Annotated in this window: 10 protein-coding genes; 2 read left to right on the top strand and 8 right to left on the bottom strand. The window is 45.5% G+C overall.

Annotated features, from left to right (window positions below; genetic code table 11):
* Window positions 1–168: 168 nt before the first annotated feature.
* The 5 genes from glmS to ACVA6Q_RS01810 form a co-directional block, all read right to left on the bottom strand.
* Window positions 169–2,001 (bottom strand): glutamine--fructose-6-phosphate transaminase (isomerizing), encoded by a 1,833-nt coding sequence (glmS, locus tag ACVA6Q_RS01830; protein WP_446646293.1) that lies wholly within the window; start codon window positions 1,999–2,001, stop codon window positions 169–171.
* A gap of 77 nt (window positions 2,002–2,078) precedes the next feature.
* On the bottom strand, window positions 2,079–2,846 hold the full coding sequence (locus ACVA6Q_RS01825) for a DeoR/GlpR family DNA-binding transcription regulator (protein ID WP_446646292.1): 768 nt from the start codon (window positions 2,844–2,846) through the stop codon (window positions 2,079–2,081).
* Between the two features lie 229 nt (window positions 2,847–3,075).
* On the bottom strand, window positions 3,076–3,609 hold the full coding sequence (locus ACVA6Q_RS01820; protein WP_446646291.1) for an MltR family transcriptional regulator: 534 nt from the start codon (window positions 3,607–3,609) through the stop codon (window positions 3,076–3,078).
* A gap of 50 nt (window positions 3,610–3,659) precedes the next feature.
* The gene (locus tag ACVA6Q_RS01815) at window positions 3,660–4,808 is read right to left on the bottom strand and encodes a mannitol-1-phosphate 5-dehydrogenase (protein ID WP_446646290.1); all 1,149 of its coding nucleotides are present in this window, start codon (window positions 4,806–4,808) and stop codon (window positions 3,660–3,662) included.
* Window positions 4,809–4,939: 131 nt separating this feature from the next.
* Entirely contained in the window at window positions 4,940–6,835 is a 1,896-nt protein-coding gene (locus ACVA6Q_RS01810) for a PTS mannitol transporter subunit IICBA (protein WP_446646289.1), read from the bottom strand.
* 467 nt (window positions 6,836–7,302) lie between these two features.
* Between ACVA6Q_RS01810 and ACVA6Q_RS01805 the strand changes: the two genes are divergently transcribed.
* Window positions 7,303–7,953: an HAD family hydrolase gene (locus ACVA6Q_RS01805; RefSeq protein WP_446646288.1), complete on the top strand. Its 651-nt coding sequence runs from the start codon at window positions 7,303–7,305 to the stop codon at window positions 7,951–7,953.
* A 68-nt stretch (window positions 7,954–8,021) separates the two neighbouring features.
* Here the strand turns inward: ACVA6Q_RS01805 and ACVA6Q_RS01800 are convergent, their stop codons facing one another.
* Window positions 8,022–9,659 (bottom strand): glycoside hydrolase family 32 protein, encoded by a 1,638-nt coding sequence (locus tag ACVA6Q_RS01800; protein ID WP_446646287.1) that lies wholly within the window; start codon window positions 9,657–9,659, stop codon window positions 8,022–8,024.
* Between the two features lie 193 nt (window positions 9,660–9,852).
* Window positions 9,853–10,842: a LacI family DNA-binding transcriptional regulator gene (locus ACVA6Q_RS01795; protein WP_446646286.1), complete on the bottom strand. Its 990-nt coding sequence runs from the start codon at window positions 10,840–10,842 to the stop codon at window positions 9,853–9,855.
* 310 nt (window positions 10,843–11,152) lie between these two features.
* Here ACVA6Q_RS01795 and ACVA6Q_RS01790 point away from each other — a divergent pair, with 310 nt between their 5' ends.
* Window positions 11,153–12,598, top strand: coding sequence for a sucrose-specific PTS transporter subunit IIBC (locus ACVA6Q_RS01790; RefSeq protein ID WP_446646285.1), 1,446 nt, complete (start codon window positions 11,153–11,155; stop codon window positions 12,596–12,598).
* Window positions 12,599–12,647: 49 nt separating this feature from the next.
* On the opposite strand, the gene ACVA6Q_RS01785 is transcribed toward ACVA6Q_RS01790, so the two are convergent.
* On the bottom strand, window positions 12,648–13,712 hold the full coding sequence (locus ACVA6Q_RS01785; protein WP_446646284.1) for an MBL fold metallo-hydrolase: 1,065 nt from the start codon (window positions 13,710–13,712) through the stop codon (window positions 12,648–12,650).
* Between the last annotated feature and the right edge of the window lie 172 nt (window positions 13,713–13,884).

Genomic DNA, 13,884 nt, shown 5'->3' with positions numbered 1-13,884 from the left:
AGCCAAGCCACACTACGCCTAAATGAGCGTTTACTATAATTTGATCAGGAATTTCTAAATATAAAAATGGCAGCGCCTCGGTGAGAACGCTGCCACTTTAGTAAGACACTTTAAAACTCTATTATCGAGTTCTAATCTTTAATGTCCGCCTTCCGACATTAAGAGTCATTACTCAACCGTTACCGCTTTCGCTAGGTTACGAGGTTGGTCAACATCAGTACCTTTGATCAATGCTACGTGGTAAGACAGCAGTTGCATCGGCACTGTGTAGTAGATCGGAGCAATGATGTCGTCGACATGAGGCATTTGGATGATCTTCATGTTCTCATCGCCTTCGAAACCTGCTTTCTCGTCTGCGAATACATACAGTAGACCGCCACGTGCGCGTACTTCTTCAATGTTCGACTTAAGCTTCTCTAGCAGATCGTTAGTTGGTGCTACAACAACGACTGGCATGTCCGCATCGATAAGCGCTAGAGGACCGTGCTTCAGCTCACCTGCTGCGTATGCTTCGGCGTGGATGTAAGAGATCTCTTTAAGTTTTAGAGACGCTTCCATTGCTATTGGGTAGTACTCGCCACGGCCCAAGAATAGTGTGTGGTGCTTATCAGCGAAGTCTGTTGCTAGTGCTTCGATCTCTTTGTCGAACGCCAACGCTTTCTCGATGTTTGCAGGCAGTTCGTGCAGTGATTTCACGATTTCTGCTTCGCGCTCTTCTGTCATGCGATCTTGAAGGCGAGCAATAGACACCACCATCATTAGCATCGCGGCTAGCTGGGTGGTGAAGGCTTTGGTTGAAGCAACACCGATTTCTGTCCCTGCACGAGTCATGAATGCAAAGTCAGATTCACGAACTAAAGAAGAGCCCGCTACGTTACAAATGGTCATTGCAGACATGTAGCCTTTCTCTTTCGCAAGACGAAGTGCTGCTAGAGTATCTGCTGTTTCACCCGACTGTGACAGAGTCACAAGTAAGCTGTTTGGACGTACAACGAAGTCGCGGTAGCGGAACTCAGAAGCGATTTCTACGTCGCAGCTCACACCAGCCATCGACTCAAACCAGTAGCGAGCTGCCATACCTGAGTTGTATGAAGTACCACAAGCGATGATTTGAACGTGCTCTACCTTCTTAAGGATATCAACCGCGTTCACACCGATCGCTTCCGTCACTACCGCTTTATCCGTGATACGACCTTCCATTGTGTTGATTAGTGCACGCGGCTGCTCGTAGATTTCTTTTTGCATGAAGTGACGATATTGGCCTTTATCACCTGCATCATGTTCAGCATTCGATTCGGTGATTTCACGCTCAACTGGATTACCTTCAACATCAAGAACCTTAACTTCACGGCGAGTGATCTCAGCTACATCGCCTTCTTCTAGGTACATGAAGCGACGAGTCACGCTAAGAAGCGCAAGCTGGTCAGAAGCCAGGAAGTTTTCACCAACACCAAAACCGATAACGATTGGGCTACCAGAACGAGCGGCAACGATACGGCTTGGGTCTTTACGGTCAACAACTACTGTACCGTAAGCACCGTCTAGCTGGGCGGCTGTTTTTTGTAGCGCTTCAACCAGAGTTTCTGTTGTGCGACGTTCCCACTCAACTAAGTGAGCGATAACTTCTGTATCGGTTTGAGATTGGAACACGTAACCGCGCTCTTGAAGCAAGGCACGCAGTTCTTCGTGGTTTTCGATGATGCCATTGTGTACAACCGCAATATCACCAGATACGTGTGGGTGAGCGTTCGCTTCAGAAGGTTCACCGTGCGTCGCCCAGCGAGTGTGTGCAATACCTGTACCGCCAGTTACATCTTGTGAATCGACTGCATCAGCAAGCTCTTGTACCTTACCGAGGCGACGAACGCGCTTAAGCTCTAAATCCGCATCAACAACGGCTACACCCGCTGAATCATATCCACGGTACTCCAGACGGCGTAGACCCTCTACCAAAATTTCCGCTACGTCACGTTGTGCTACCGCACCTACGATTCCACACATATCAACTCTCCATTAATTTTTAAGTTTCTGTTTCCCTCTATGAGTGCAAGCAAGTCAATAGAAGAGGGATAAATTATTTAAGCGCAAATCACCTTCACGCCATTGGATTCAATTTGAGCTTTTTGCTCTTTTGTTAAGCCTTGATCGGTCACCAGCACATCAATGACATCCCACGCTAATTCTAGATTAGGAATTTTTCGGCCAATTTTCTCGGATTCAATCATGACGACGACTTCGCGAGCGACTTCGGCCATCACATTACTTAGGCCAATTAACTCATTAAACGTCGTTGTGCCGCGAGCTAAGTCGACGCCATCTGCACCGATAAACAACTGGTCAAAATCGTAAGAACGCAGAACGGATTCGGCGACTTTGCCTTGGAAAGACTCGGAATGCGCATCCCAAGTACCGCCTGTCATCAGCAGCGTAGGTTCGTTTTCCAATTCATTAATCGCATTAGCAAGAGAAAGTGAGTTGGTCATCACAACCAAACCTTTCTTATTCCCCAAGCGAGAAACCAAGGCGCCTGTTGTGCTACCACAGTCGATCACAATGCGGTAGTGATCGTTAATCAAAGCGACAGCGGCTTCAGCGATGTTATCTTTCGTTTCTGAGGTAGCGACCGATTCATTGAGCACTTCGTCGACCGCCTCTTGTGGAAGCGAAACCGCACCGCCATAGCGACGCAGTAGCTGACCGTTTTTTTCAAGCGAAGTAAGATCTTTTCGAATCGTCACCTCAGACGTATCAAACAGAGCAGACAACTCTTCAACACTGACTTCACCACGCTCTTGTACAAGCTGGGCAATGGAATGACGTCGAACTTGAGTATTACGTTTTCTCACTTTAACTTTCGCTTCAAAACTTAATCGATGCAAAAATTATTTCACAACGTAAGATATACCGCAAGAATTTGACTGTATTATTTCTAAGACACGGTTTAACTGGCGTTTATTTAAACAGAAAAGTTTCGTTTCGAAACTTAATGGGGAGGATAGATAGAAATCAATGCGAAGGATAAGAAAGGAGATACAAAAAAGCCCCAAGCGGATTAAGCATTGGGGCGATTATCAATCAGACAAGTGGGTTGTCCCTACAGAGGGTCTCTACCATTTCGGTGATTGCGAGGATTATCGTGGACTTCACTCGCTGATAATGACGCTCTAAAAACATGTCTAGCATCACTGCATCAAGACCTTTGGTCATACTGTCGTCGTACTCAATGGGCATCATCTTTTGAATGGCACTGATTTTATTGAGCTCGAACAAAACATCGACTTCAGTAAAGCTGACCTTGTTTTCTTGGTGTTTTGTCCACTCTCTCAAGGTGACAAAAATATCGATGTCATCGAACACTTCTTTAGAAATTACGCCAAGACCAAGAAGCAGTTTGGCGCGAACAAGAATGTCGCCTAAAGGACCATCACTGGTAAGAAGGGGATCAACAACATACTTCACTGCGTAGTCGTCTTTATGAAAAATACTATTGATAAGGGTATCGAGAGTGTCGTCTATAGCATCATATGCGGCCATAAGACACTCACTCGCGTCCTTTGCTTCGGACAGAGCTTCTAATAGTTCAGTTTCATTGGGCGGGTGCAGTGGCATAACATCTCTTAAAACAAAGGGTGCCACTTGCGTGGCACCAACAGCTTGAATCATTTGAGCGCTAAATACGCTTCGTGCGCTAGTGTAACAATTTCTGAATCAACATTCAGCTCCGAATAATGAGCCAGTGTTTTTTCAAATCCTTGCTGCGCAAACATAGCTTGAAGCTCAACCGCTTGTGGGTCATCGTCGTTTTTGTAAAGGAATGCTGCTGCGATACCTTTTAGTAGGTAACTATTTGGCAATCCATATTCTAGCGTACCGTTAAGAGGCTTAATCAAGCGATCTTGTGGGCTTAACTTACGGATTGGCTGACGACCAACACGATCCACTTCATCGCGTAAATATGGGTTTGCAAAACGACCCAGAATTTTTTGAATGTAAGCCGCATGCGCATCTGCATCAAAACCGTAACGACGGATCAATACTTCACCACTTTCCTGCATGGCCGCAGTCACATCCGCTAGAATCGCTGCATCTTCAATAGAGTCTTTAATGGTTTCGTGACCAGCTAGTACACCAAGGTAAGCTGTGATCAGGTGCCCTGTGTTAAGCGTGAACAGTTTACGCTCAACGAATGCCATTAAGTTATCAGTGCATTCCATGCCTTTAATCGCAGGAATGTCACCGACAAACTGAGTTTGATCAACGATCCACTCACTGAACGTTTCAACGGTTACCGCTAGAGGATCCGTTTCACCCTCTTCTGCTGGCGGTACGATTCGGTCTACTGCAGAATCAACGAAGCCAATATTCGCCTCTGCAAATGCTTGAACATCTTCAGATAAGTGCTCGAAGATCATCGCTTTTAGCTGGCTAGTGCCGCGTACCATGTTTTCACATGCGATGATGTTAAGTGGTGCGGTATTGCCATTTGCTGCGCGCTTTTCAATACCTTGTGCGACAGACTTAGAGATGATCTTCAGTACCGTTGGGCCAACGGCTGTCGTTACCAACTCTACGTTAGCGATAAGGTCAATGATGTCGCTGCTGGTTGAGTTTACTGCAGTAACGTTTGTCACTTCTTCGACTACTACATCTTCACCAACAATTTTTACCGGGTAGGATTGACGTTCAATCAGAGCGTTAACTACGGTTTCGTTTACATCAGCAAATGTTACGTGAATGCCTGCATCTGCGAGTAGTTTTCCGATAAAGCCACGACCGATATTACCTGCGCCAAAATGTAATGCTTTCATAAGACGTCTTCCTAAATAACTCATTAAAAAAAGAAAAAGAAAAAATCAAAAATGAGACCAACAAGGGGGCTGTTGGTCTCGTTTCACTTAGGAGCTATGACTCAAAGCCAAGGTGATAATCACCATTTCTGCTACTTACCACTTAGGATGCGAAGGACATCTTCTGCATTAGTGGTAGACTTCAAACATTCGACAGCTTCGTCGTCATCAAGTGAATTCGTAATCGCCGTGATAACCTGAATGTGTTCATCACCTTGCGCCGCGATACCAATCACCATCTTAGCGACATCATCTTCGTCCTCGCCCCACTGAACACCTTCAGGGAACTGACAGAACACGATACCTGTCTTGTTAACGAACTGTTTTGCTTCAATAGTGCCGTGAGGTACTGCAATCGACTCACCTAGGTAAGTAGAAACCAACTCTTCACGAGCCAACATGCCTTCAACATATTGCGGTTCTACATAACCAAGTTTTACGAGTTGCTCACCAGCAAACTTGATAACTTCTTCTTTGGTCTTCACTTCCATGCCCAAGAAGATATTTTCATTTGATAGCTTAAGCGTTCCTTCTTCATTGCTTGAGCTAGTGTTTGCTGGTGCTTCAGGCTTTTTTGGCTCTGCACCCGCTTGTTGTGCATTGACTAAATCTGCAACTAGACCATCGTACAGAGCACCATCTAGGAAGTTACCTAGTGAAATGTGGTGTGCATCTGCTGCGTGAGTACGGGCACGGTCAGTCAAGTCTTTATGAGTAATAACAATGTCCGCACCATCAGGTAGGTTGTTGATCGCTAGGTTAGTCACTTCAATACCAAGGCCTGCTGCTTCTACTTTCTTACGAAGCATGCTTGCGCCCATTGCGCTTGAACCCATACCAGCGTCACACGCTACGATGATTTTGCGCACTGCCGCTAGATCTAGAGCTGCACCAGCTTGACCTTTAGACGCCGCTTTCATGTTCGCCATTTGGCTTGCTGCTTTTTCTAGGGATTCTTCTTCGTCATCCTGTTTAGACGTTTTCATTAGTAGAGATGCTACGAAGAAAGTAACGGTTGCAGAGGCAATCACTGACAGAATCACACCGATGAAAGAAGACTTAGGTGTCATCAGTAGAATCGCGAAGATTGAACCTGGTGATGCTGGAGATACTAGACCTGCATCAAACATGGTTAGAGTGAACACACCTGTCATACCACCCGCGATTACAGCGATGATTAGACGTGGGTTCATCAGTACGTATGGGAAGTAAATTTCGTGGATACCACCGAAGAAGTGGATAATCGCTGCACCCGGTGCTGACTCTTTTGCATTGCCACGACCGAAGAACATGTAAGCAAGTAGAAGACCTAGACCAGGACCTGGGTTTGCTTCAATCAAGAAGAAGATAGATTTGCCCATCTCTTCTGCTTGTTGGATACCCAGTGGCGAGAAAATACCGTGGTTGATTGCGTTATTTAGGAAAAGAATTTTCGCAGGTTCAACAAAGATAGAAGTTAGAGGCAGAAGACCTGCGCTAACCATCATGCCAACACCCGCTGCTAGCGCAGTTGATAGCACTTTCACTGCAGGACCAATCACAAGGAAAGCAAGGATGGCACAAAGCATACCAACGATACCGGCAGAGAAGTTGTTAACCAACATCTCGAAGCCGCTCTTCACTTTGCCTTCAACCGCTTGGTCGAATTTCTTAATCGCTAGACCGCCTAGAGGACCAACAATCATCGCACCCATAAACATAGGGATGTCGGTACCAACAATCACACCCATTGTAGTGATTGCACCCACAACCGCACCGCGATCGCCAGCGACCATCTTACCACCAGTGTAACCAATCAGTAGTGGTAGCAAGTAAGTGATCATTGGGCCAACCATTGAACCCAACGTTTCGTTTGGAATCCAACCAGTCGGAATAAATAGTGCAGTAATCAAACCCCAAGCGATAAATGCGCCAATGTTTGGCATCACCATGTTGGAGAGGAAACGACCAAAGTTTTGTACTTTGATTTTTGCTTCAGGAGATAGCATAAGATCAACCTCGTTATCAGAAAATATGTCCAAAGGACTAAAAATGTTTATTCAAAAGTCCATTAAAAAGTAACACATGATTTCCAAAAGTCCGCATAACGGCACTTTTTGTGACTTAGATCACCACTACGACTCAAAGCAACAAAATTAACAGTGATCCATGTCACATCATTCACTCGTTGATAAATTACACAGCCACTTTAATGGTAATAGTTATCACTCAATAGTGATCTTCATCACCATTTACCCACAAGACACCCATAAATAGTTGGTGACACAGATCACACCAATAGCAAATCACTACTCCAACACCCATTCATACGAGCAATTCAAGACTACACAAAGAACAAAATCCAACCAATAAACCCTCATTCTGTAATAAAATTACAGAAATGACATTCCAATTTCAGAGAACTTCTGACAAAGTATTGCGGATAAAATAACGTGAAATAAAAAGGAGCATGGCAATGTTCAAAGCACTACTGTTCGATATGGATGGGCTTATCTTTGATACAGAAGCTCTATACAAAATTAGCTGGCAGTATGCCGCCGAAACGATGGGGTTTGATTTAATCGACGAGTTTTATCAGCGATTCATTGGGGTTCAAGACCCAGACTGTGAAAGAATGCTCGCTGAGCATTTTGGGGAGGGCTTTGACCTCGCTGAATACAGAACAATCCGAGATGCGCATTACCACGAAGCTCGCAAAGCCGGAATTGCGTTTAAAGAGGGATTCCACACACTATTTGCCGAAGCGAAATCTCAACAACTGACTATCGCACTGGTTACTTCATCTGCCTTACCCGAAACCAAATTAAACTTCGGTAATACCGACTACCTAAACCAGTTCGACCTTGTTATCACAGCGGAAGATGTTGCCAACGGCAAACCTGAGCCAGACTGCTACGTTATGGCCCATGAAAAACTTGGACTGTCGGCTAAAGATTGCTTAGTACTTGAGGATTCAAACAATGGGATGCGTTCTGGTAAAGCTGCAGGATGCTACGCCGCGATGATTCCCGACATTGTGCCTCCGCACCAAGACGTAGTAGAAAGTGCTGACTATATCTTTGATTCGCTCGACCAAGTAACTGCACTACTTATATCGCAGAAGTAATACCATAAACAACAAAGCCCTGAACTATCATCGACAGTTCAGGGCTTTTTAATAGAGTGTGGCAATAACTAGCTCACTACGAATGGCGCACTTGCCGCGTTGAGTGGGAAAACCTCAAAGTTCGCTAAGCCATCAACAAGCTCAATAGCGGTTGCATCTTTATCGGTAAACACTCGACTTGTCAGCACTTGCTCACCACCATTTACGAAGAGCTCAAGCGAAGACTCATCAGATAAAATGCGCAATGACACTTTGTCACTCGTTAAAGTCACTTCTCGCTTTGTGTCACCTTCGCGGATCAAGGTATGAGTTCTATCTAACAGCAATGTGCGAGTTGCTTCATCTAATCGAATCGAAACAAACTGCTCATCTTTAGCGTGCAGTCGCAACTCACTCCCCCAATCTAACTCAACACTCATATCAAACGCTTTGTTGTTGAGTTGCTGATAGCGCTCGTTATCAAGGGTGAAACGCTGTTTGTCTTGATACAAACCCTCAATCTCTGCAATTGGCATTTGGATCAAGCGTCCAGCTTTGTTGCTAAGTTCACGTAGTGCGGTCAATTGATGCACCCAACCATTATCTGTGGAAGGATGATCGATTTCATCCGGCAGTCCCATCCAGCCAGAAAGGATGCGTCGGCCATCAGCGGTTAATAGGGTTTGAGGCGCGTAAAAATCAAAACCTTTGTCGAGATTTCCAAATTCCGACAAGGTAATTTTATCTTCTGCATCTAACTGAGCTTTCGCATAGCCATTGTGATGGGGAATGGTATGAAGAGCACTCTCCGATTCAATACCCTGCGGTCCAACAACAGCAAAATACTCACCGCCAAGATCAAATAAATCTGGGCACTCCCACATGTAGCCAAAGTCCCCCATCTCATCACCGCACAAGGCAACGAACTCCCATTTAAGGAGATCCTGCGAACGATAAACGGCTAATCGACCTTTTAGATCTGTGGTTTGTGCGCCGAGTAACATCAGCCAATGATCGCCATGTCGAACAATTTTTGGATCGCGAATGTGTGGTGTGACACCTTCAGGTAGATCAGGAATCACTGGACCCAATTTTTTAAAATGAATACCGTCATCAGAGACTGCCAAGCACTGGGTGGTATGACGGTCTCGTTGGTTACCAATTCGGGTGTTGCCTGTATAGAACAACATCAATTGTTCACCCTGGCTCAGTGCATGCCCCGAAAATACCCCATGACTATCAAACCAATCAGACGGTGTTAGTGCCAGTGGCTGCCAGTCCCAATTGACTAAGTCACGGCTCGTCAGGTGCGCCCAGTATTTATCTTTGTGAACACAGCCATGCGGATACCACTGGTAGAAAAGGTGATATTGTCCTTGATGATAGATAAAGCCGTTCGGGTCATTCAACAATCCTCTAGGAGGTGAAACGTGCCAAGTAGGACGATGTTCACAGGCAGCAGGCTGACTTGCGTCAACAGCGAGTCGTTTTTGTTGCTCCGCAATCACAGCACCTAACTCAAGTAAGCGCATCTCATCAAAATGTTCAGGCATGGAGAAAGTAAGTTGCGGCTTACCTAGCACCTCCTCTACGCTATAGGATGGCAAAGAGTCATGAATGAGTGATAGGTCATCAACTTCAATAACCAACTGTTTGTTGGGGTATAACACACGCGTGATATTGGCTTGACCACCGAGCATTGTTACAAGATCGCTAACTGAGAACATGTTGGCTTATCACCTTAATACTGAGGATTCTTTTTTGGGAACGTTTGCAATACTAATTATAAAACAGGACTGATACAAGCGCATTCAAGATGAGTGACTCGTTTTGTGACCTGAAACACGTCTCGCCTCCGCCTAGTATTAATGCGAATCTCAGAACTTAGAGGCGATTAGAACGGTTGGTGAAGAGGCGAAACTAGCAGGTTTCGCGGTCGATAGTTTGGAAGGTAAGGACAATCTTACTCATGCTCGCTGGCTCGCCACTAAGCAAATCCATCAGTAGCTTCGCGGCACTTTCACCTGCTTTATCAAAAGGATAGTTAAACGTAGAAATACTTGGTGACGACACAGAGCCAAGCTCATCATTACCTACTCCTAGTACTTTGATATCCGATCCCGCAGTCAAACCGAGTTCTTGAATCGCCTTTACCGCACCAATCGCAATTCGATCGGTTGCACAAAACAAGCCATCCAAATTAGCATGCTCTGCCAATAGCTGTTTCGCTTGCAGGTAGCCCGACTCAATCGTAAATTCGCCGCGGCTATGAAATAGTGGCTCACCTTTGCGCTTAAATTGCAGCGCCTGCTCAAGGCCTTGATAACGAAGTTTGTCTACCGCAATATCTGAACTAGCCACCCCAATAAAGCCAATATTTCTACAACCATTTGATAATAAACGATTCCCAGCTTCAAATCCTACTCTAAAATCATCATGAACGATGCTTGGAATGTTAAACAGTGAGCCATCCTGCCCCACCAGCACCACAGGTGCAGCGGATTGCAAAATCACCTCAACCAATTCTTCGTCTAAGTGTGTTGCATACAGAATAATGCCCTCAACGCGCTTTTGGTTAAATAGGCGAATGAACTCAATTTCTTTTTGAAAAGATTGCTGCGTACTGGCAAGCAATACCTGTTTACCTGCATTGTCAAACACACGACTTAACCCGTCGACCCCTTGTGAGGTGGCGCTTGACGCAACCCTTGGCACAATTACACCAATAAGGTTGGTCTTTTGTGACTTAAGCTCTTTCGCCACTAGGTTTGTTTGATACCCCAGTTCATCAATGGCCTTCTGAACCTTATCCTTCGTTGCTTGCTTTACCCCATACTCGTTATTCACAACTCGAGATACAGTAGATTTGGAAACGCCAGCGAGTTTGGCGACATCATGTAAGCTTGCCATGGGGTAAATGTCCGATATTTATGGGAATGTTTGCAAAGAATACCATGAAAAACGAGGTTTGAATAAGCTTAGCTACCAATCAACAACTTGCTTATTACCCCATTTCGACCGAAATTCTTACAGAGCGCACACTCTTATCGAGCCTTATATGACAAGAGATGATCGCAATCACATTGTGGCACTTTATCTTTTGACACTTATTCGAACATGCTTATGATTCGATCTTGCAAACGTTCCCAAAAATGTATTCAACACACTTTATTGAGAACAACATTAGATAATAACGCACAAAATGTAACCGGAGCTCGTTATGAACTATCCAGTCATAGCCAAACAACTACTCGCGCTGCTTGGGGGAAAGGACAACCTCTCTGCCTTGGCACATTGCGCTACTCGCTTACGCCTCGCTGTAAAAGATGAATCGCTGATCCAAGAAAAAGCAATCGACGATCTAGAAGGCGTGAAAGGACAATTCAAAGTCGCTGGTCAGTATCAGATCATTTTCGGCTCTGGGATCGTTAACCAAGTTTACGCTGAACTCGCTAAACTGACTGGCATGTCCGAAATGTCAACCAAAGACGTAGCCTCCGCGGGTGCCCAAAAGCAAAACTGGCTGCAACGTGCAGTAAAAGGCTTATCAGACATTTTTGTACCTATCATCCCTGCTATTGTTGCCGGTGGTCTATTGATGGGTATCTTCAACTTGCTGACCGCACCAGGCCTGTTTATTGAAGGACAATCGCTGATTGATGCGAATCCTGGTCTTGCCGATCTGGCCAGCATGATTAACACCTTTGCGAACGCACCATTTGTTTACTTACCTGTTCTGCTCGCATTCTCAGCTTCGAAGAAATTTGGCGGTAACCCTTTCCTTGGCGCAGCCCTTGGTATGTTGATGGTTCACCCTGATCTATTGAACGGCTGGGGCTTTGGTGGCGCAGCAGTATCAGGTACGATCCCAACTTGGAACATCTTAGGCTTTGAAATCCAAAAAGTCGGTTACCAAGGCTCTGTGTTACCTGTACTGGTATCGGCGTTCATTCTTGCTAAAGTAGAAAATGGCCTGCGCAAGTTTATCCCATCTGTTTTGGATAACCTGCTAACACCAATGCTCGCTATCTTTATCACAGGTTTCCTAACCTTTACGGTTGTCGGTCCATTCACTCGTGATATTGGCTTCTTACTTGGTGATGGCCTTAACTGGCTATACGACTCAGCAGGTTTTGTTGGTGGCGCACTATTTGGATTTATCTACGCACCGTTTGTTATTACCGGTATGCACCACAGCTTTATTGCTATCGAGACTCAGCTTCTGACTGACATTGCGATTACAGGCGGAACGTTCATCTTCCCAATTGCAGCAATGTCTAACATTGCACAAGGCGGTGCAGCACTTGCGGTCGGCCTAACCACGAAAGATATCAAGCTTAAAGGGATTGCAATGCCTTCTGGCGTTACTGCTTTACTAGGTATCACAGAGCCGGCAATGTTTGGTGTTAACCTAAAACTTCGCTACCCGTTCATCGCAGCTATCATCGGTGCGGCAATCTCAAGTGCTTTCATCACTATGTTTAACGTGAAAGCACAAGCACTAGGCGCGGCCGGTCTACCAGGCATCATCTCGATTCGACCAGAGAATATCGGCTACTACGTCGCAGGTATGGCCATTTCATTTGCTATCGCGTTTGGTCTAACGATTGTTCTAGGGATGCGCAGCAAGCAAACCGCTGGCAATCAAACCGAGGCATCGGCTTAGTCGTCACCTATTTACCCTATAAGGATAGACCCCCTACCTACCCAAAGGCTCACACAGTGTGAGCCTTTTCATTTTCATCCCACCAGCGCTCTTGCCCAATTACTTTTAGTTCACGAAGTAACACCTTTTGGCCAATCTTTGGACATAGGAAATCGACTCCTAAGCGTCTGGCTTCTTGCTCTGCTCTAAGTAGTGGGTCATTCCAAACATGATAAGAAAGGTCAAACGTCGTATTGTGGATTGGCAGCATCACTCTACCCTGTACATCCAAGTGGGCCTGAACACTTTGTTCAGGAAACATATGGATGTCAGCCCAGTTCTCATCGTAGGCTCCGGTTTCCATAAGCGTCAGGTCAAAAGGACCGTAACGCTCACCAATCTGTTTAAAACCAGAGAAATACCCTGAGTCACCACTGAAATAGATGTTGGATTCTTGCCCTTGAATCGCCCAGCTTCCCCACAACGAACTGTCGCGCTGTTTAAACGAGCGTCCAGAAAAATGCTGCGTTGGCGCAAATGCAAATCGAACACCACTTATCTGCATCGACTGCCACCAATCAAACTCAAAAATCTTGTTATCCGGTACGCCCCACTCTAACAAATGGCTCGCCACACATTTCGGCACCAAGAACACGCCTACATTATTGTGAAGTTGTTTGATGGTTTGCTTGTCTAGGTGGTCGTAGTGGTCATGGCTTATCAAACACACATCGACGAATGGCAATTCATTTACCGAAATAGGTAAGTCGTGATAACGCTTAGGGCCAGCCCACTCTAGCGGAGAAGCTCGATTACCCAACACAGGGTCAGTCAGGATGGTGATCTTATCGACTTTCATCAATACCGAGGAGTGTCCCAATCGATAAACACAATCGCGAGTCTCAGCACTGACGGTCTGAGAACACATGGTTTCGACAGGAATTGCTGGCGCTTGAAAATTGAGGATTTTATCAAGATTTAGATAGGAGCGTAATGTGGTAATCGTATCTTTGAACGTCGGGTTATAAAGGGTTTCGGAGTTGGTAAATCGTTGGGGTGTTGCGCTATTAAGCTTACTTTCCGTGAGAAGGGGTAATAGTCGAGTCTTTACATTCCTTGATAGCGACGCTGGCATAGTGAGCTTCCTATTGAGTCATTGTGCCCATCCAGTGTTGCGGGTTTAAGTGACACTTCAATGCCAGTTTGACGAAAGCTATGTGTCGATAACATGAAGATACTGACACATTTAATGCCACAAAACTGACCTCAGTCTTTGCAGCAAATGAATCAAAAGTACTAGTCCTCAA

Source organism: Vibrio sp. DNB22_10_4 (genome assembly GCF_052879755.1).
The sequence above is the reverse complement of the archived record's forward strand: the minus strand, read 5'-3'. Positions and strand labels throughout refer to the sequence as shown.

Coding starts and splice junctions, on each gene's coding strand:
- glmS (WP_446646293.1), bottom strand. CDS start 2,001: ATGTGTGGAATCGTAGGTGCGGTAGCACAACGTGACGTAGCGGAAATT.
- ACVA6Q_RS01820 (WP_446646291.1), bottom strand. CDS start 3,609: ATGCCACTGCACCCGCCCAATGAAACTGAACTATTAGAAGCTCTGTCC.
- ACVA6Q_RS01815 (WP_446646290.1), bottom strand. CDS start 4,808: ATGAAAGCATTACATTTTGGCGCAGGTAATATCGGTCGTGGCTTTATC.
- ACVA6Q_RS01810 (WP_446646289.1), bottom strand. CDS start 6,835: ATGCTATCTCCTGAAGCAAAAATCAAAGTACAAAACTTTGGTCGTTTC.
- ACVA6Q_RS01805 (WP_446646288.1), top strand. CDS start 7,303: ATGTTCAAAGCACTACTGTTCGATATGGATGGGCTTATCTTTGATACA.
- ACVA6Q_RS01800 (WP_446646287.1), bottom strand. CDS start 9,659: ATGTTCTCAGTTAGCGATCTTGTAACAATGCTCGGTGGTCAAGCCAAT.
- ACVA6Q_RS01795 (WP_446646286.1), bottom strand. CDS start 10,842: ATGGCAAGCTTACATGATGTCGCCAAACTCGCTGGCGTTTCCAAATCT.
- ACVA6Q_RS01790 (WP_446646285.1), top strand. CDS start 11,153: ATGAACTATCCAGTCATAGCCAAACAACTACTCGCGCTGCTTGGGGGA.
- ACVA6Q_RS01785 (WP_446646284.1), bottom strand. CDS start 13,712: ATGCCAGCGTCGCTATCAAGGAATGTAAAGACTCGACTATTACCCCTT.